The 18,384-nt window shown below is 37.7% G+C and carries 18 protein-coding genes and 1 tRNA gene; 3 read left to right on the top strand and 16 right to left on the bottom strand.

All coding sequences use genetic code 11. The annotated features are described in order from the left end of the window. Positions 1 to 214 precede the first annotated feature (214 nt). The 9 genes from LJY09_RS03960 to LJY09_RS03920 form a co-directional block, all read right to left on the bottom strand. Entirely contained in the window at positions 215 to 1,564 is a 1,350-nt protein-coding gene (locus LJY09_RS03960; RefSeq protein ID WP_051418547.1) for a sigma 54-interacting transcriptional regulator, read from the bottom strand. A 114-nt stretch (positions 1,565 to 1,678) separates the two neighbouring features. Beyond that, positions 1,679 to 3,007, bottom strand: a complete 1,329-nt coding sequence (locus LJY09_RS03955; RefSeq protein WP_028412315.1) for a 6-phospho-beta-glucosidase — start codon at positions 3,005 to 3,007, stop codon at positions 1,679 to 1,681. After that, positions 3,004 to 3,333 carry a PTS lactose/cellobiose transporter subunit IIA gene (locus tag LJY09_RS03950; protein WP_028412316.1) on the bottom strand — a complete coding sequence of 110 codons (330 nt, stop codon included), beginning with the start codon at positions 3,331 to 3,333 and terminating at the stop codon, positions 3,004 to 3,006. Before LJY09_RS03950 ends, LJY09_RS03955 begins: the two co-directional genes overlap by 4 nt. A gap of 13 nt (positions 3,334 to 3,346) precedes the next feature. Then, positions 3,347 to 4,705, bottom strand: a complete 1,359-nt coding sequence (gene celB, locus LJY09_RS03945; protein WP_028412317.1) for a PTS cellobiose transporter subunit IIC — start codon at positions 4,703 to 4,705, stop codon at positions 3,347 to 3,349. 13 nt (positions 4,706 to 4,718) lie between these two features. After that, positions 4,719 to 5,024 (bottom strand): PTS sugar transporter subunit IIB, encoded by a 306-nt coding sequence (locus LJY09_RS03940; RefSeq protein ID WP_028412318.1) that lies wholly within the window; start codon positions 5,022 to 5,024, stop codon positions 4,719 to 4,721. Between the two features lie 160 nt (positions 5,025 to 5,184). Further along, on the bottom strand, positions 5,185 to 7,134 hold the full coding sequence (locus LJY09_RS03935) for a BglG family transcription antiterminator (RefSeq protein ID WP_028412319.1): 1,950 nt from the start codon (positions 7,132 to 7,134) through the stop codon (positions 5,185 to 5,187). A gap of 259 nt (positions 7,135 to 7,393) precedes the next feature. Next, a complete protein-coding gene (locus LJY09_RS03930) occupies positions 7,394 to 7,972 on the bottom strand; it encodes a TetR/AcrR family transcriptional regulator (protein WP_028412320.1) in 579 nt (192 codons plus the stop codon). 4 nt (positions 7,973 to 7,976) lie between these two features. After that, the gene (locus tag LJY09_RS03925) at positions 7,977 to 8,699 is read right to left on the bottom strand and encodes an MBL fold metallo-hydrolase (protein ID WP_028412321.1); all 723 of its coding nucleotides are present in this window, start codon (positions 8,697 to 8,699) and stop codon (positions 7,977 to 7,979) included. Between the two features lie 284 nt (positions 8,700 to 8,983). Beyond that, positions 8,984 to 9,322 carry a YflT domain-containing protein gene (locus LJY09_RS03920; protein ID WP_028412322.1) on the bottom strand — a complete coding sequence of 113 codons (339 nt, stop codon included), beginning with the start codon at positions 9,320 to 9,322 and terminating at the stop codon, positions 8,984 to 8,986. Between the two features lie 446 nt (positions 9,323 to 9,768). Between LJY09_RS03920 and LJY09_RS03915 the strand changes: the two genes are divergently transcribed. After that, positions 9,769 to 11,160 (top strand): amino acid permease, encoded by a 1,392-nt coding sequence (locus LJY09_RS03915; protein ID WP_028412323.1) that lies wholly within the window; start codon positions 9,769 to 9,771, stop codon positions 11,158 to 11,160. A gap of 69 nt (positions 11,161 to 11,229) precedes the next feature. On the opposite strand, the gene LJY09_RS03910 is transcribed toward LJY09_RS03915, so the two are convergent. The 4 genes from LJY09_RS03910 to LJY09_RS03895 all read right to left on the bottom strand — a co-directional run bounded on the left by LJY09_RS03910 (position 11,230) and on the right by LJY09_RS03895 (position 13,876). Continuing rightward, complete coding sequence (locus LJY09_RS03910; protein ID WP_197028695.1) at positions 11,230 to 11,367, bottom strand: hypothetical protein; 138 nt, start codon at positions 11,365 to 11,367, stop codon at positions 11,230 to 11,232. Between the two features lie 129 nt (positions 11,368 to 11,496). Next, on the bottom strand, positions 11,497 to 12,126 hold the full coding sequence (locus tag LJY09_RS03905; protein WP_028412324.1) for a copper homeostasis protein CutC: 630 nt from the start codon (positions 12,124 to 12,126) through the stop codon (positions 11,497 to 11,499). A 64-nt stretch (positions 12,127 to 12,190) separates the two neighbouring features. Further along, positions 12,191 to 13,636 (bottom strand): DEAD/DEAH box helicase, encoded by a 1,446-nt coding sequence (locus LJY09_RS03900; RefSeq protein WP_028412325.1) that lies wholly within the window; start codon positions 13,634 to 13,636, stop codon positions 12,191 to 12,193. Positions 13,637 to 13,804: 168 nt separating this feature from the next. Next, positions 13,805 to 13,876, bottom strand: a tRNA-Val gene (locus LJY09_RS03895). Between the two features lie 334 nt (positions 13,877 to 14,210). On the opposite strand from LJY09_RS03895, the gene LJY09_RS03890 reads away from it, so the two are divergent. Beyond that, entirely contained in the window at positions 14,211 to 14,966 is a 756-nt protein-coding gene (locus tag LJY09_RS03890; RefSeq protein ID WP_028412326.1) for an arylamine N-acetyltransferase family protein, read from the top strand. Between the two features lie 27 nt (positions 14,967 to 14,993). On the opposite strand, the gene LJY09_RS03885 is transcribed toward LJY09_RS03890, so the two are convergent. After that, the gene (locus LJY09_RS03885; protein WP_028412327.1) at positions 14,994 to 15,443 is read right to left on the bottom strand and encodes an Lrp/AsnC family transcriptional regulator; all 450 of its coding nucleotides are present in this window, start codon (positions 15,441 to 15,443) and stop codon (positions 14,994 to 14,996) included. Between the two features lie 172 nt (positions 15,444 to 15,615). Here LJY09_RS03885 and LJY09_RS03880 point away from each other — a divergent pair, with 172 nt between their 5' ends. Continuing rightward, on the top strand, positions 15,616 to 16,236 hold the full coding sequence (locus LJY09_RS03880) for a YitT family protein (protein WP_028412328.1): 621 nt from the start codon (positions 15,616 to 15,618) through the stop codon (positions 16,234 to 16,236). 38 nt (positions 16,237 to 16,274) lie between these two features. Here the strand turns inward: LJY09_RS03880 and LJY09_RS03875 are convergent, their stop codons facing one another. Next, on the bottom strand, positions 16,275 to 16,886 hold the full coding sequence (locus LJY09_RS03875) for a DUF1349 domain-containing protein (RefSeq protein ID WP_028412329.1): 612 nt from the start codon (positions 16,884 to 16,886) through the stop codon (positions 16,275 to 16,277). 154 nt (positions 16,887 to 17,040) lie between these two features. Further along, a complete protein-coding gene (locus tag LJY09_RS03870; protein ID WP_028412330.1) occupies positions 17,041 to 18,369 on the bottom strand; it encodes a GntT/GntP/DsdX family permease in 1,329 nt (442 codons plus the stop codon). Between the last annotated feature and the right edge of the window lie 15 nt (positions 18,370 to 18,384).

Genomic DNA, 18,384 nt, shown 5'->3' with positions numbered 1-18,384 from the left:
CCTCACTCCCTACGAAAAATATGCTGCCTATAAAACTGCTCTACTTTATTATTAATATCAATTATTTTCTGAAAATTCAATCTCATAAAAAAAGAAACTTATGCGTCTATGCATAAGTTTTTGTGAACGTATTTCTTATAAAAATTTGATAGTTACAGAGTTTATCTCCCTCCTTTTATAATTTATGCACTTTTGCATAGGCATTTTATTTCGATTAAAAGCGGCTTAGCTTTCTACTAATTGTAGACTGATTAACGCCCAGCGCTCTTGCTATTTGTGTAGTGGATTTATATTTCTTCTTAGCCTTTCTCAGCAATTCTTGTTCCACTAAATGAACCGCGGCTTTTAAAGGCATTAGCTCATGAATTTCAATTTTCTTTTCATTTTTTGCACTTACTAGTATGTCACTCATTAACTGTTCTTCTTGAATCCACTCTCCTTCTGTTAATACAAATAATCGCTCTACTAACGCTTTAAGCTCTCGAACATTTCCTGGCCAGCTGTAGTAGTTTTGTAGTTTTTTCAACAGCCTAGGATGTAGCTTTTTCTTACTTTCATACAAGAAATTAATTTTCTCTAAAAAATGTAACGTCAATGGAATAATATCTTCTTTTCTGTTTCGAAGCGGAGGTATTTGAATAGGGATAATACTTAGCTGATAATACAGCTCTTTTCTAAATTCCCCTATTTTTATACTTTCCGTTAAATTAGTTGAAGTCCCCGTAATAAACCGAGCACTAGTATATGAGGATGTTAGTTGCTGTTCTACGAGGTAAGATAACTTCAGCTGTAGTGGCAAAGGCAATAAATCAATTTCATCTAAAAAAACCGTACCGCCGCCCGCTTTTTCAATTGCTCCTATTTCCTCCCCTTGCCCAAAAATCTCCTTTTCTATATTAGATAATAAAATTGCACCACAACGAACTGTTACAAACGGCCCTTTGTTCCGTGGACTACGCTCGTGAATGAAATATGCCATGGTTTCTTTACCAACTCCACTTTCTCCATGGATTAACACACTAGATTCTACTAAAGCTGCTCTCTCAGCTCTAGAAACCGCTGTTTTCATTTCTTCGTTTTCGCTCAAAATGTACATCTGCTTTACCTTTTTGTTATTCAACCTTTCCATCTGACCCTGAGGAAGATGTTCAAATGGAGCAATTTTTTTTTCATTTTGTAAAGACTGGTTCTGTTCCGTAATATCTTTTGAAATATTAACGACTCGAATAATGTCCCCCTTCGTATTTTTTATTGGTGCACCTATTACTTTTAATCGCCTTCCCAACTTTGTAACTTGAATCATTGATACTTTTTCTTTCTTTTCTAACACAAGCCTTGTAATCGATGGACTGTATGCCCCCTCTTTTTCTAACTCATAAATCGTTTTTCCAAGCAACTCTGTTTCCTTGTACCCCCATATCCTTTCACACCCCGAACTTACCTTTAATGTTCTTCCTTCTCCATCAGACACATAAATAGCATCATGCGAAATATCAAAAATAGTTTTTAATTCTCCATCCGCTATTTCATCAATACTATTTAGTTCTTCTCTCTTCCTATTCACGCTGTATCCCCCCTGAGTCTTGTGTCTTAGTATAAATGGAAAAGAGTAAAAACAATAGATATCTTTTATACAAAAAAGCTGTTCGAATACGTACTGTATTCGAACAGCTTGACTTTAAGCTTGAACCGTTTTAAAAAATTGAGGCAAGTAATCTTTATGAGCTTCTAACATCTCATCGACAATTTGTTTAGCTAGTTTATCAGAAGCAACAAGAGGATTAATGGTTAATGCTAAAATAGCTTTGTCATACTCCCCTGTCACTGCTGCTTCAGCAGCAATCCGCTCAAATGACTTAATGGTTTGAACAAGACCGCGGACAGGTACGGGAAGATCGCCGACTGAAATTGGCTTTGGACCATCTTTTGTAATGATACAGCTTACTTCTACAGCAGAATCAGCTGGAATGCTTGCAATAGCGCCATTGTTCACTGTGTTTACAGGTTGAATATCGCCTTTATCCGTATAAATGGATGTAATCAATCGAACCGCTGCATCACTATAATAAGCACCTCCGCGCTGTTCTAATTGAGGCGGTTTAATGTCTAGGTTAGGATCTTTGTACAGTTCAAACAGCTCTTTTTCCAACTGTTTCACGACTTCTGCTCTGGTTTCACCTTTTTCATAATTAACAAGCTCTTTTTCTACCATTTCACGCGTTTTGTAATAGTACATGTGATATGGACACGTTAACGCATTTAGCGCTTTTGTGAATTCTGGCTCCCATCCAAGTCCTGCTACATTTTTCACAAAGCTGCTGTTAGTTGGATCACTCAATAAATCAATAACTTGATCTTTGACACTTACACCATCTACATATACATCTAATCCGTAGACCATGTGATTTAAACCAGCAAAATCAATTCGAATGCGAGAGTGGTCTACATCAAGCAGCTTAGCAATCCCCATTTCCATTCCGATTGGCACATTACAAAGTCCTACAATCTTTTTAATGTTACTATAGCGAAGCACAGCTTCTGTTACCATGCCAGCAGGATTTGTGAAGTTAATCAGCCAAGCTTCTGGACATAACTCTTCAATGTCACGGCAGATATCTAAAATAACGGGAATGGTGCGAAGTCCTTTAAATAATCCTCCCGGTCCGTTTGTTTCTTGACCGAGCACCCCGTATTTAAGCGGGATTCTTTCATCTTTCGCTCGTGCATCTAACAAGCCAACGCGAAATTGAGTTGTTACGAAATCCGCATCTTTTAGTGCTTCTCTTCGATTTAACGTTAAATGAACCTCGATTGGCAAACCTGATTTTTTCACCATTCTCTTCGCTAAATTTCCAACAATCTCTAATTTTTCTTTTCCTTCTTCCACGTCTACTAGCCACAGTTCTCGAACTGGAAGTTCATCATATCGTTTAATAAACCCTTCTATTAGTTCAGGCGTATAGCTTGAACCTCCGCCAATCGTTACAATTTTAATACCTTTTGTCATAATGTAATCCCCCCAGAAATTTTGATTGCTTCATATAAATCTACAAATTCAGTAGCCATTTCTTTTACCGTCATCGCATTCATTAAATGATCTTGAGCATGAATCATGAGCAGAGAAATTTCTGTGCTATCCCCTCTAATTTCTCCTTGAATTAACGACGTTTGGATATGATGAGCAGCATTTAATTCTTCCCCAGCTTGTGTAAGCTTTTCACGCGCTTCTGAAAAATCTCCCTTTTTGGCAGCCGCTATCGCTTCCATTGCTGAACTTCTGCCGTTTCCACCGTGTAAGATTAATTTAAAAATATATTCTTGAACGCTTTCCATTCTTTATCCCTCCTCACACAATATCTTTCTGTGTATCACTTGGTACCCCTTCAACTGCAGGCTGTATACCATGTTCTTCAGTGAATTTTTGTTTATCCCACATTCTAAAGAAAGGATAATAAATGCAAACAGAAATGCCGATGTTAATAGCTTGCATAACTGCACCCGATAATTTTCCTCCTGTGGCCAAATAGCCAGAAATAATCGGAGGCATGGTCCAAGGAACCGCAATACCTGCTGGTTTTGCTACCAGTCCTGTCGACATGGCAATATAGGTTGCTACTACCGTCACAAGAGGGGTAATAATAAACGGAATAAGCATCATTGGATTCATCACCATCGGAAGTCCAAAGATAATCGGCTCATTGATATTAAAAAGAGCTGGCCCTATTCCTAATTTACCAAGCTGCTTCATTTGTTGACTGCGCGCTTTTAAAATCATGGCAACGACTAGAGCTAGTGTCGCTCCGCTGCCTCCGATATTAATCCAAATGTCAAAGAACTGCTGTGTGAAAATATTGGGTAATGCTTCATGGTTAGCAAATGCAATTCTGTTTTCATCCATAGCTCCATACCAAATTGGAGCCATAATTCCACCGACAATATTCGCTCCATGAAGTCCACAAGACCACATGAGCATAATAACAAGCTCGGCAACTAGCGTACCGCCTAAACTGCCGCCTAACACACCTAAAGGCTTTCCAAGCAATTCTCCAACGATATTATGCAGACTTCCAAAATGCGTTTGTTCTACTAACAAACGTAAAATCCAAATAAATGCTATTACCGTGAAGCCAGGAATAAGAGCGGCAAACGATTTTCCAACAGCGGGTGGAACTCCATCAGGCATCTTGATGACAATATCTTTTTGAATAAACCATCTGTAAATTTCCGTAGAGAGAATCGCGACAATCATTGCTACGAAAAGTCCTTTACTTCCCATTAAAGCGGTTGGAATTCCGCCGTCTACTAAAATAGCTTCTTTAGCGCCGCTTGGGAGAAACGACACTTTATACGGAGTAGCAAGTAAAAAGGCAGCAAGTGAAATAGCACCTGCGGACAAAGCGTCTACTCCATATTTTTCAGCTAATCGATAGGCTATTCCGAAACAAGCAAGCAGCGCCATAATATCGAATGTAGCTCCAACTGGATACGCCATTTTTGTGGCCCATTCTTTTCCGAAAATCCCTGCCATAAAGTCGTTGTAACCTGGTATCGGTAAATTCGATAGTATTAAAAATACGGAACCGATAATAATGAGCGGCATTGTTAGAACAATACCGTCTCGAAGTGCTTGTAAATGGCGTTGACCTGCCATTTTCCCGGCGATAGGCATTACTTTGCTTTCAAGCATACTATTAAATTTGCTCATGTAGTCCACACTCCTATTTTGAAACTAGTTGAGCTGCAAATTTTAACACTTGTTCTCCATTACACGTTCCGTAGTGAACAGGATTTATAACGTCAACTGGCACTCCTTTTTCTTCACCTAGCTTCTTAAGCTGCGGCAGCAAGTAGCGCACTTGAGGTCCTAATAACAGTACATCTGCTTGATCAATATGGTTGCGAACAGAGTCACCAGGAACTGCCCAAATTTTATACTCCGTGCTTTGGTCCTGAGCACTTTTTTCCATTTTTGTTACTAGTAAACTTGTAGACATTCCAGCTGCACAACATAATAGAATATTCATCTGTCATTCCCCCGTTTTTTTTATTTTGCTATCTGTTTTGTTGATAGTTTTATCTTAAAATAAAAGCGCTTACATTTATACACAACCTTTTTCCGTTAGTAACGGAAAAATTATGTTTGAACATTCAGATAAAAGAAGAAGCCCCTCTCTTGGACTTCTTTTATCTAATATTTTTCATAAATACCTCTATAAACTCCTCATAATCCTTGCACTTTACTAAGCGCTGCACGACCTGCTTGTCATCCACAACGCGAACCAACAAACTGTACATCTTCTGCAAATCGCCTTGATTATTCGCTTTTACACTTAAAAGACAAATAAATTGCACAAGATTTCCTTCCCACATAATCGGTTTTTTTAACGTGCAAATGGCCCAAAACGTCGTATCGGTTTGAGGAACCATAGGATGCGGAATCGCAACGAGATTGCCAAAACTTGTTGGGGATGCAGCTTCTCTTTCAAAAACAGATTCTATAAATTGAAAAGGAACTAGTCCTAGATGAGTTAATTTCTCTCCTAAAAAATGAAGCACTTCTTCTCTTGTTTGAAATTCTTGCTGTAAATATACTAATTCTTTTTTCGTGTATTCTAACGAAGACTGCGGTTTATTCTTCATTAAACATTCAATTTTTTTAAAATCATTGTTTCCTAGAATTGTACTTACTTGTACTACAGGAACAGGAAGATCCTCTGGAATTGGAATGGTACTAACAATAAAATCTAAAGAGTGCAGCGACATTTGGTGAAGCTTATAATACTGAGTTGTTCCTAAAATAGTAAGATTTAATCCAAACGTAGCCTGCAGCTTATATGATAATAGCTTGGCACTCCCTACTCCCGATGCGCATACAATCAAACAGCGCTTAGGCTGATTGATAATTTTCCGACGTTCAATGGCCCCTCCAATATGTAAAGCTAAATAGCCAATTTCCGTTTCATGCATGTCAATTTCAAGGCGATTTTTTAAAACCTTCCCAGCAATAATTCCAGCTTCAAAAGCAAGAGGGTAATGACTCTTAATTCCTTCAAGCATCGGGTTTCGCAGATTCATTCCATATTTATAGCGGTTGATTGCCGGTTTCAAATGTAAACTCATGCCAAGAATCAGCTCTGAATCTTCACTAATTCCTAAATGAAGTTCTTTTTCAATTGCTTCTAATATAGCCGCTGTTAATTCATAAATATCTGCGGCAATAAACTGCTTTACTTCTTTGTCTTCATGATTGCTATTGTTGAGCATTTTTGTACCTAACAAATGAATGGCGATATACGCTGTTTCTGATTTCGGAAAACGAATCTTGAAGGCCTTTTCAATTTCCCTCACAATTTCAGCTGCTACTTCATATTCTTTATGCTCCATAATTTCAAGCAAGTCTTCTGAATACAAAGAGATAAAATTTTCTTCTTGTATTCGCTTACAAGCTATTGCTAAATGAATGATTAAATTATTTAATCCAATATCTGAAACCATAATATTGTATCGTTTTATTTGATTTAAAATGTGGGCTTTAATCGTTAAGATTGATTCTTGGGGCAGGATGGATATTTCATTGTATACCATATCTACTTCTTTATCTTTTCGGTTAAATATGTACTCAGACATACAGAATCTCATTTTCATTTCGTCCCCTTTAGCTTTCAAGCCATAGTTAGGACGTTTTTCTAAAAGAATATCATACTTACACAGCTGTTTTTTAACATCTCTTAAATCGTTTTGAACCGTTGATTTACTAATATACAACTCGTCTGCTAAATCTTCGAGCTTCAAATATTCGTCTGCTAGCAGCAGTCTTTTAATTAAATAATGCACGCGGTCATCAGGAACGGTTGGAATAGAAGTTGAATCAAATAATTGATTAGCCGAAAGTTCTTTTAATAGCTGATGAAATTGTTTTTCATCTAAAACGCTAAGTTCATATCCCGTCCCTCGAGCTGATTTAATTTTGGCCCCGTACTGAGACAACATGTCATCTAACTGTTTTATATCCGTTCGAATAGTTCGAGAAGATACCTGATTTACTGTTGCTAAATATTCGCTCGTAACGGTTGATAATGTAGACTGTACGGACATTAGTTCTCTTAATATGACGATCATTCTTGAATTAAGCATGTTTGTTTCTCTCCATTCTCAGAAGATTTCCTCTTTATAAAATAAATTAAAAGAGCTGGTTATTTTAAACAAAAGCAAAAAATACCTAAACAGCAACAAACAGAAACTACCTTTTCTGTCCTTGCAGCTTAGGTTTTGCCTGCTTCATCAGTAACAACCCTAAAACAATAGGAATAAATGTCTTTATTTGTAATCTATCATTCTTTCTGTTTTTTTTCAATTTCCACTAAAGCGTTAGGCTTAGTGGCATTAATGAAATTTATGGGGTCTGTTCATACCGGTGTAGCCCCAATACAAACGTACGAATTAAAAAATCTAGTGTCTCATCAGTACTCAACGGCATTCCAAATCCCCCTTTTTGCTCCAAAGAAGAAAATCCATGTAAAATGCTGCGGAGACTTCTAACAGCATGAAGGGCTTCACTTTCCGGAAGATGATACGGTTTTAACACCTCCAGCACTAAAAATACGATGTTATCAGATGCTTTTTGTACTTCTTTATCCTGTATCGTTGGTGCCACCGTTGCCGTTGCTTCGTATATTCCGGGAGACTTTCTTACAAATGAAACGTACGCTTTACTTAGCTGATAAACAGCGTCTTCTGCAGAAGCATGTTCAACAGCACTTTTTAGAAGATAGTGTAGCTGCTGCAGTCCGCTTAAAGCCAGTTCTTTGCGCAGCTCTTCTAACCCTTTTATATGATTATACAAAGACGGAGGGCGAACATCTAATTCTTTGGCTAATGAAGCAATTGTAACAGCATAAAACCCTTCACGATTGGCCAAATTTTCACCTGTTTGAATAACCTTTTTGAAATCTAGTCCTTGTCGTGGCGACATCCCTTCATCTCCTCTTTTCTATTTTTACTTTTGCTTGTTGTATTGCTTTTTCCATCATTTTTAGCGGTTGAGAAAGCATTCTTCCGTGTCCAACAGCAAGAAGTGACGGGTTTAATTCATATAGCTTTTCTGCACTTTTAAGCGCTAGCTCTTTGCTCCACGTTCCAAAGGCAGGAAACGGAAACAGCGGTTTTAACTGACCTGATACGGCAACTCCTCCCCGCACTTGGAAAGAATCTCCCGCAATTAATGCGTTTGTTCTCTGGTCTAAAAAAGACATAGACCCAGGTGTATGTCCAGGTGTAAAAATAGGAGCAAGTGAGCCTATATAAGACTCTTCTTCGATGAAATGATCAATTTTAGTTGAAATCTTTCCTAGTTTTGGTATTCCTCCACGGATTGGGTTTTGAGGTTCTTCAGAATTGAGTGTAAAGTCTCCTGAAAATAATCGATAATCTCTTTGCGACATATAAACAGAAGCATTCGGCAAACTTTTCTTCACATTATCAATTGCTCCGATGTGATCTTCATGAGTATGAGTAAAAACAATTCGAGTAATCGGTTTTCCAATTTGATCTGCAGCTTTCAAAATACCTGACGCGCTGTAAGGAAGAGCCGCATCAATTAACGTAAGACTGTCTTTCTCTTCGACTAAATAACAATTCACTGGAAAAAATCGAGGCAAAAACGTCAATTGATACAACATTTTCTCACGAACTATTCTCATTTCCTCATCCCCTATTATCAAAATAAAAACTAATGGTATTAGTTTTTATTTTAACTAATACCATTAGTTTTATCAATCATATATTGGGAAAAACAAAAAAGAGTGTGAGACATAACGAAATAGAGTGAATTTAAAGACGAACAAATGGAATAAAGGAGCTCGTATAGATCACTTGTTACACCGTCCCCATAAAAAAATCCGAACGCGGCTGATTCTTGATAGAGAATCAACCGCGTTCGGATCTTACTTTAACTAAACTACTTTTGCCCTAGCCTCTATTAAAATTAAACGTCTTTTCTTTCTCCCGTAGCAGCCACTACAATCGCACTGCCTTTCTTTAACTCTTCTTCATATTTTTTAGTTTCGTCTTTTGATAAGCCTAGCGAAGCCATTTTTGTTCGAAGCTCATCTTCTCTTGTTAAAAATAAACTCGCTGCTGAATGTAAAGGACCTTCTTCAGACAGTCGAATAATATTTGTGTCCGTTACTTCAGTTAAATTTTTAGAATTTTCCTTGTCATAGGTAAACACGTATACTTCATTTTTCTCAAAACCTTTATCTGCAAATTGATTAACTGCTTCGTTAATATTCGCTCCGTTTTCTACTACTTCAACATGTTTCATTATTTATAACCTCCTGTTTCTATCGCACATCTTTCTTTTATACTTAGTAAAAGAATGTACTTCTTACTACTATATATACCCGTTTTCAGAAAGGAAAACCCGCATTTAGCGCTTTAAAGAGAGTTTGAAACTTATTCCATATTATCTTTTAATTAAATATATACCTCTTTTTATTAACGGATCTAAAACGATCCTTCAGCTTATTTTCAGCTAACATTCATAAGAACTTCATCTGCATTGCTTACCATAATAAAGAAAAAAGGCGCTAATCAGGTACTTTCTACGCATAATGAATGTCTGTGTCAGAGTAAGCCGGATATGAATGTAACCATTCATATCCGGTTTTTTATATGAAAGAACTTCTAACAACATCCTGTCCTTGCACCCTATAACATACTATAATTCTCCGTATTAACTAAAAATTCAGGTTATATAGGAGGTTACAAATGAACAGCCATCCACAGCCACAGTTAAAAAAAGAGTTAAAGATCCGGCATATCACCATGATTTCTCTTGGAGGAATTATTGGCGCTGGATTGTTTATTGGAAGCGGATCACTCATTAACACCGCTGGACCCGGCTCTATTTTTTCGTACGCATTTGCTGGTTTACTCGTTATTTTAGTCATGCGAATGCTTGGAGAAATGTCTACTGCAAATCCTTCCAGCGGTTCGTTTTCCACTTATGCAAAAGAGGCATTAGGCCCTTGGGCCGGCTACACAATTGGCTGGCTCTACTGGTTTTTCTGGGTTATCGTTATTGCTGTTGAAGCCATTGCAGGTGCAAATATTATTCAATACTGGTTCCCGTCTTTACCGTCTTGGGGAGTTAGTCTGACTCTTACTTTTTTATTAACGATGACCAATCTGTACTCTGTTAAATCTTTCGGAGAATTTGAATATTGGTTTTCTCTCATTAAAGTTGTCAGTATCGTTCTTTTTTTACTTTTAGGTATTGCTATTATTTGTGGATTCATTCCAGGAATTGATTCTCCCGGCACTTCCAATCTTTTGCATAAAGGCGGCTTTTTACCGAATGGAATTAGCTCTGTATTTTTAGGAATCGCCCTTGTCATGTTCTCCTTTATGGGAACAGAAATTGTTGCAACCGCGGCAGGTGAATCTTCTCAACCTGAAAAAGCCATTACCATTGCGACCAATACCGTTATTTATCGTATTTTATTTTTCTATTTAGGATCTATTTTTATTTTAGTAACCGTTCTTCCGTGGAATTCATCAAGCCTAATGAAAAGCCCATTTGTCTCTATTCTTGAATTAGTAAACATACCGGCCGCCGCTCAAATTATGAACTTTATTATTTTAACAGCTGTCCTTTCTTGTCTGAATTCTGGTTTGTATACAAGCTCTCGTATGCTGTTTTCCATGTCTCAAAATGGTAATGCGCCAAAAAGCTTTTCAAAATTAAATAAAAAAGGCGTACCGGTTAGCGCGATATTAGCATGTACAGTTATTTCGTACATCAGCGTCATCTTTAACTATATTTCGCCAGATAAAATCTTTTTGTTCTTAGTGAATGCATCAGGCGGCGTAGCCCTTCTTGTGTACCTCGTTATTGCATTTTCACAAATTAAAATGAGAAAAAAATATGAAAAAGAAAACCCTGAAGCATTAAAAATTAAAATGTGGTTGTTTCCTTACTTAACTTACGCTACAATCCTTGCCATCACTAGTATCTTTATTGCCATGGCATTTATTGATTCATTGCGTTCGCAGTTCTTTTTAACTCTTTTAATTGCTTTACTCGTCGTAGGTTCGTTTTTCTTTCAGCGTACCAAAATGACGAGCGGCTTAGCAGCAAAAGAAAACACATCAAAATAAAAGAGGTTGAGACATAACGAAATGAATCCAACCTAAAGATGAACAAGTGAGATAGATGAGCTGGACTGCTTATGACACCGCAGTTGATTTCCGTACAAGGCTTCGCTTTCCGCGGGCGGGCGCTGAGCCTCCTCGTCGCTTGTGCTCCTGCGGGGTCTCATCTATTCCGCTGTTCCCGCAGGAGTCTTCGCCTTGCCCTCCAATCACCTGCTAGAAGGAACGAAACACATAAAACTATATTTACCATCACAAAAAAACGAACCACCAATCAAACATGTTGATTAGTGGTTCGTTTTTCACTTTGACTAACATACTTTTGTCCCAGCCTCTTTTTATTTAACCCGATAAATCTCCTACAATTTTTGTTCCGTGTAATTCAGTCGCCTGTGTGTCTTTTATAACCCGATCTGCGTTGCCTTCATGAATTCCTCCGCCGGGCAAAATAATAAGACGGTCATTGGCGTATGTGATCAGTTCTCGGATCACCTGCAAGTTTTGCAAAGCAGACCCTTTCCCACCTTTGGTCAAAATGCGGTCTGCTCCCATTTCACTAAGTATATCAATGGCTTTGTATTTATCATTAATCTCATCAAATGCCATATGAAACGTAACGCTTAAAGGACGAGCTTCTGCTATTAATTCTTTAGTGCGTCCGTGATCGATTTCATTTTTTTCTGTTAATATGCCGAATACTACTCCGTTTACTCCAAGGTCTTTACATGCTTTAACGTCTTTTTTCATAATTTGAAATTCTGCTTCCGAATATACAAAGTTCCCGCTTCTTGGGCGAATAATCACGTTGATATCTGTATCAAGATGTTCACTTGCATGTTGAATGGTGCCGTAACTTGGCGTAGTGCCTCCTTGACTGAGATTGTCACACAATTCAATGCGGTCTGCTCCTAGCTTTTCCGCTTTTTTTGCCTGCTCATACCCTTCTACACACGCTTCTTTTATGTACTTCATACTCTCAACTCCTTTATTGGCTGTATAAATAAAGCCCATCTTTAAAAAGATGGACTTCCCTTTATTATTTAATCGCTTTATGAACTTTTAATTTCTTTCCTTTAATTGTTTTGTTTTTCATTGCTTGCAACACTTTGAGACCTTTTCCATTCAGAATCTCTACATACGAGACATTTTCTTGAATCGTAATAATTCCAATATCGTCTGCGGTTACTCCGTCTAATTTTGCGATTGTTCCTACAAAATCGACCGCTCGAATTTTCTTTTTCTTTCCTCCGTTAAAATACAGCTTCATAATGTCTTTATTTAATGACTCGCTTTTATCTTTTTTAACTTCTGGACGCTCATTAATTTTTTCATTAAAAGCGAATGCTGCCTGCTGTACTTCTTCTTTAGAAGGAGGAGTAGATACTGGAATCGAAAAACCAATATATTCTTCAATTTCCGATAGCATTCTCTCTTCATAAGGCGTTACAAATGTGATAGCCTTCCCTTTTTTACCGGCACGTCCCGTTCTTCCCGTACGGTGAACGTAGCTTTCTTTTTCCAACGGAAGGTCATAGTTAATAACGTGCGTGATATTATCAATATCAATTCCTCTCGCAGCTACATCTGTTGCTACTAAATAGCGGAATTTCCCTTTTTTGAAATCATTCATAACCTCAAAACGGTCTTCTTGCACCATTGCCCCATGAATTTTATCACAAGGATATCCAAGATCATCTAAATCATCTAACAGCGTATTTACCTGCTCTTGCGTGCGGCAAAAAATGATGCAGCTGTCCGGATTTTCTACTGTAGTTACGTCTTTCAGCAGTTCAAATTTACGTTCATTTTGTACTGTTATAACAGAATGGTCAATCGTGCTTGTTGTTAATCCGTTCGCTTTGATTTCAACATCAACCGGCTTCTTCATATATTTGCGAGACAGTTCTTCAATATCTTCCGGAAGCGTAGCCGAGAAAAGCATCGTTACACGCTCACTAGGAAGATGTTGAATAATCGCTTCCACTTGGTCAATAAAACCCATATTTAGCATTTCATCTGCTTCATCAATAACCAAATAACGAATTTTCTCTAATGCCAGCGTTTCTTTTTCTATATGATCAAGCACTCGTCCAGGCGTACCTACAACAATATGTGTTTTTTGCTTTAATTCTACTTTTTGCTTTGCAAACGGTGATTTTCCGTAAACAGCTGCTGCTTTAATTCGCTTAAAACGGCCGATATTTGTAATATCTTCTTTTACCTGCGCAGCCAGCTCTCGTGTAGGTGTTAACACTAAGGCTTGGGGCTTATTTTCTTCCCAGTTAACTAATTCACACAGTGGAATGCCGAAGGAAGCCGTTTTTCCACTTCCTGTTTGAGACTTCACGACCACATCTCTTTCTTCTAGCGCAATGGGAAGCACCTTACTTTGTACTTCCGTAGGATGATTGTATTGCAGGCTAGAAAGCGCCTTAGCTACCTTGTCACTAAGACCATATTGACTAAAACTTCTTTGATTCATTTTGTACCCTCATTTATTTTAAATTAGTGATTATCTTTATCATGACCTGATGCACTATGTTTCATTATACTTTAATTCTTCTATGCGCGCTCAAGATTTAATATAGCATTGGTTTGTTAAGCCAAAGAGAAAAGCCGCTCTCTTATTAATAAGAAAACGGCTTTGGTATGAGCGATGAGGGATTCGAACCCCCGACCCCATCCCTGTCAAGGATGTATTCTCCCACTGAACTAATCGCTCGTGATATGTATTGACTATATTATAGAAAGAGTTATCCAATTTTGTCAACTATTTTTCCACAGTCCCCAAGTTGGAAGAACCGTCTTTACTTTTGATAAACTAAAAACATGCCATAAAGGAGCATGACGGGATGAAAGCACACGCTGAATTTTATTTTGATTTTGTCTGTCCACTATGTTTTCTAGCCACTAATCCTTTAAGAGAAGTCAGTAAAGAACAAAAAGCTGAGATTGAAAGAATTTGCTTCCAAAGAAACCATTAAAAAAACGCTGTTACATGAATATTCTGCTAAGCTTAAAGACAAAGAGAAATGATTCACTAAGAGGTGTATTTGATGAATATTAATTATTATTTTAGTCGGTTTTTAGCTAAGAAACCGGATAGTCCAACGTATGAAAACTTAGCTGCTTTACAGAACAAGCATATGCTTCATGTTCCGTTTGAGAACTTAGACGTTTTGTCTCAAACTCCTATTATCATTGATTTAGAACGGATCTTTCAAAAAGTAATTGTAAATTTGCGCGGAGGATTTTGCTACGAATTAAACGGTTTATTTGGCTGGCTGTTAAAAGAAAGCGGTTATGAAGTCTCGTACGTTTCAGCTACCGTCAAAAAACCCGATGGCACGTGGACCATTGAAGGAAGTCACGCTACAAACCTTGTGACAGTTAAAAATCAGTCTTATATCGTAGACGTTGGATTTGGAGATTCTGTTCGCAAGCCAATGCCTTTAAATGGCGAAGTAGTAAGAGATGTAAGCGGCTCTTATCGTATGACAAACGTTGCTGAGCATATGTATGATTTGCAGCGATGGGAAGATGATGTATGGAAAACGCTGTACCGTGTGTCTACGCTTCCTAAGAAACTGACAGACTTTACTCCCATGTGTGAGTTCAATCAAACGTCAGCTGATTCTCCGTTTGTACACAAACGCCTTGTTACGATCGCAACACCTACAGGGCGAATTACCCTCTCTGGTGAAACACTAACTGTAACAGACAGCGGAAAAAAGACGAAAAGAAACGTTTCAGAAGAAGAAGTTCCTGATATTTTGCAAAATCATTTTTATATTATTAAAGGGTTTTATTAATATGTCCTTACACAAAAAACCGGCCTCTTATGGGGTCGGTTTTTGTATAGGAGTAATCATCCTGTTTTCTACAGGCGACTTTAAAATAATTGAGGTATTCACATTTCCATAAGGAATCAGTTCATCCACGAGCATTCTAAGTCCATCCATTCCAGACACGGCTGCTTTGATAAAATAAGAAACCGGTCCCGTTACGCGATGACATTCAAGCACATCTTCATTTTGCTCAATAAAGTCTTCAAATTCCTCTGGTTTTCTTTTTAATTCGCTTACTTGAATAAACAGCTGTGTATCTCTCCCTAAAGCTTTCGGAGACACCGTAGCGCTGAAACGCTGTATCACTCCTCGTTCCTGAAGGCGCTGCAGCCTTTCTGATACGCTTGGACGGCTAAGAGCCAGCTTTTTTGATAAATCACTAATCGTCATACGCCCGTCTCTTTGCAAAATAGACAATAATTGTACATCGATTTGATCCATACAAACCTTTCCTTTCAAAATGAATATAATAAATAAAATCTTTATTCAAGTTGATAACAGAACAAGTATTATTTCCTTCATTTATACATGTGTTTTCTTTATTTAATATCCTATCATTAAAGTAGATAATTGAAAATGAAAATTCCGAAAAAACAAACAAAGGGGTTTATTTATGAAAAAAGTTTTATGGATTATTCTTGGATGTACGATTGCAAGTATTGGTGTTCTTATCTTGCGGCACTCTCACGTAGTGACGGGGGGAACAGCTGGTCTGTCTCTTAGCTTATCATATGCCCTTCCTTTGTCGTTTGCGGTGATTTTTTTTCTCATTAATATTCCTTTTTATCTCTTTTCCTTCTTTCAAATGGGATGGAAATTTACCGTCACAACTATAGGATCAGTGTCTTTGCTATCACTTCTCACTTCACTCGATCACTTGCTTCCTGCTTTTACACTTCCCAGCCTGATGGGTGCTGTTACGGGCGGACTAATTGCCGGTCTTGGCTTATCCATTTTATTTATGAACGGAGCTTCTCTTGGGGGTGCTAATATTCTAGCGTTATTCGCGCAGCGAAAATTCGGTTGGGATCCTGGAAAAGTGAATTTTTCATTTGATTTCCTCGTCGTGCTGTCGAGCATGTATTCAATTGGATTTTCAAAAGGAATTTTCTCTTTTATGTCCATTGCGATTACAGGGTTTGTCATCAGCTATTTCAAACAAAAAATTGCTTTACACAATCAATCGACACCCACTGCTGCCACACAGCCTTTAGATAATGTGCTCTCTAAATAAAAACCACGATTTAACTGTGACTAAATCGTGGTTTTCGTTTAAAGCTTTTCTACTTTTATAAAATCAAATTGGGCCTCATATCCTTCTCCTTGAGGACTACAAGCGTAAATCCCAACTTGAACAGGTTCTTTGGATGAGTGCAATAAGTGAGCGAGTCGGAGCTGAGTCCAGGAATCTCCATCACTTGAATAACAAACGGTGTAATCATCATTTTTGCGCTGAATTTTAAAATAAAGCGCTGATTTGTTTTGAGTAAAATTTTGACTGGACCAATCTGAGAAGCCCTGGTTGGTTACGACTGCTCCTAATTGGTTAGGGCCATCGGGATTGTATTCAACTGATGTTTTGATCCACGTATCTTTTGATACACGAATCATGAGACCTGCTTGATCGTAGCGATTAACTGGATATGTATGCACCTTTGTCATGATTTCAAAGTCGCCTTCTACTTCACGGTAAAGAAAGTGTCCATTGTCCGCTTCAAAGCCATAATGAGTACGCTGCCAAAAATCTGTTTTAGCGTCTGTTTTAATCACTAATCGATTCGTTTCCGTATCAATTTGAAATTGAGCTGGTGGACAATACCAAGAAACGTCTGAATCTAATTTTCCTTCTGAAAAGTTTGTGAAAAATACTAGTTGATTACTCACTCTCTGTCATTCCCTTCTTAGAAGCTATTGTTCTTCTATTTCCATTTTGCCATAATTTAACGAATAAATAAAATATTTTGATTATTTTTCTAGTAAATTCTTTTCTTTCATAAAAAAATAAGACTCTTTTACATAGAGTAAAAGAGTCTTATTTTTAGATTATTGCATTTAGAATAAGTGCTCCTGCAAAAGCAATAAAGGATAGAAGCGTTTCCAGAACAGTCCATGTTTTGAACGTTTCTTTTACTGTTAATCCTAAATACTCCTTCACCATCCAGAATCCAGCATCATTAACGTGAGAGAACATTAGTGAACCCGCGCCCGTAACGATAACCAGAAGTTCTAAATTAACACCAGACATGTGCTCAATGATCGGTGAAACAATACCCGCCGCTGTTGTTAATGCAACTGTTGCTGAACCTGTAGCGATACGAATTAATCCAGCAATTAAAAATGCAAGTACAAGTGGTGATAGAGATAGATGTTCAGACATTTGACCAATCGTTGTACCTACTCCACTATCGATTAATACTTGTTTGAAGCCACCGCCTGCACCAATAATCAAGACAATAGATCCTACAGGAAGCAAACATTCTTCCGTTAGTTTTTTAATCACATCTTTTGTCATACCTTGACGTTTTCCAAGCAGGTAAAACGCTGCAAAACAAGAAATTAAAAGTGCAATTAATGGACTTCCTATTAATTCTACAAACTTCACTAAGCCGCTTGGCAAACCGTTAATAATAGGCACTATTGCTGCTAAAACCATTAATAAAACAGGAAGTAAAATAACAAAGAATGAAACGCCTGTACCAGGAAGATCTTTAGATGTTGTCGTGATACGAATTAAATCCGGCTCTCCTTCTGGAATTACTCGTTTGTTAACCCATTTTGCAAAAACTGGTCCAGCGATAACTGCTGCTGGAATTGAAATGATTAACGCGTATAAAAGCACTTTCCCCGTATTTGCTCCGTAAATACTAATAGCTGCCATCGCTCCCGGATGAGGAGGAACCAGACCATGAACAATTGATAATCCTGCAATAACTGGCAGAGCAATCAATAATATATTTTGTTTTGTTGTTTTATGAATCGAAATAACTAAAGGCAGTAAGATTAAAATTCCTACTTCGAAGAAAACAGGAATACCAATAATGAAACCTGCTACTAGCATTGCCCAAGGCAATCTTTTCACACCGAATATTCTTACAAAATAATCCGCTACCTGCATGCCAGCGCCTGAATCAGCCATCAGCTTACCTAAAATTGTTCCCAGTGCTAAAATTCCTACTAAGTGTCCTAAAACACCGCCCACTCCCGTTTCGTAAGCGGCAACAATTTTATCCATTGATAACCCAGAAGCAATTGCTAAAAACAAACTCGCAACCGTTAAACTGATAAACGCATGCCATTTAAAAACTGAAACACCTACAATAACAATAACAATTGCGACAACCGTAATAGCTAATAAGTATGCATCCATCTTGCTTTCCACCTT

Source organism: Priestia sp. J2, from assembly GCF_020790095.1.
GTDB classification, from domain to species: Bacteria; Bacillota; Bacilli; order Bacillales; family Bacillaceae_H; genus Priestia; species Priestia zanthoxyli.
The sequence above is the reverse complement of the archived record's forward strand: the minus strand, read 5'-3'. Positions and strand labels throughout refer to the sequence as shown.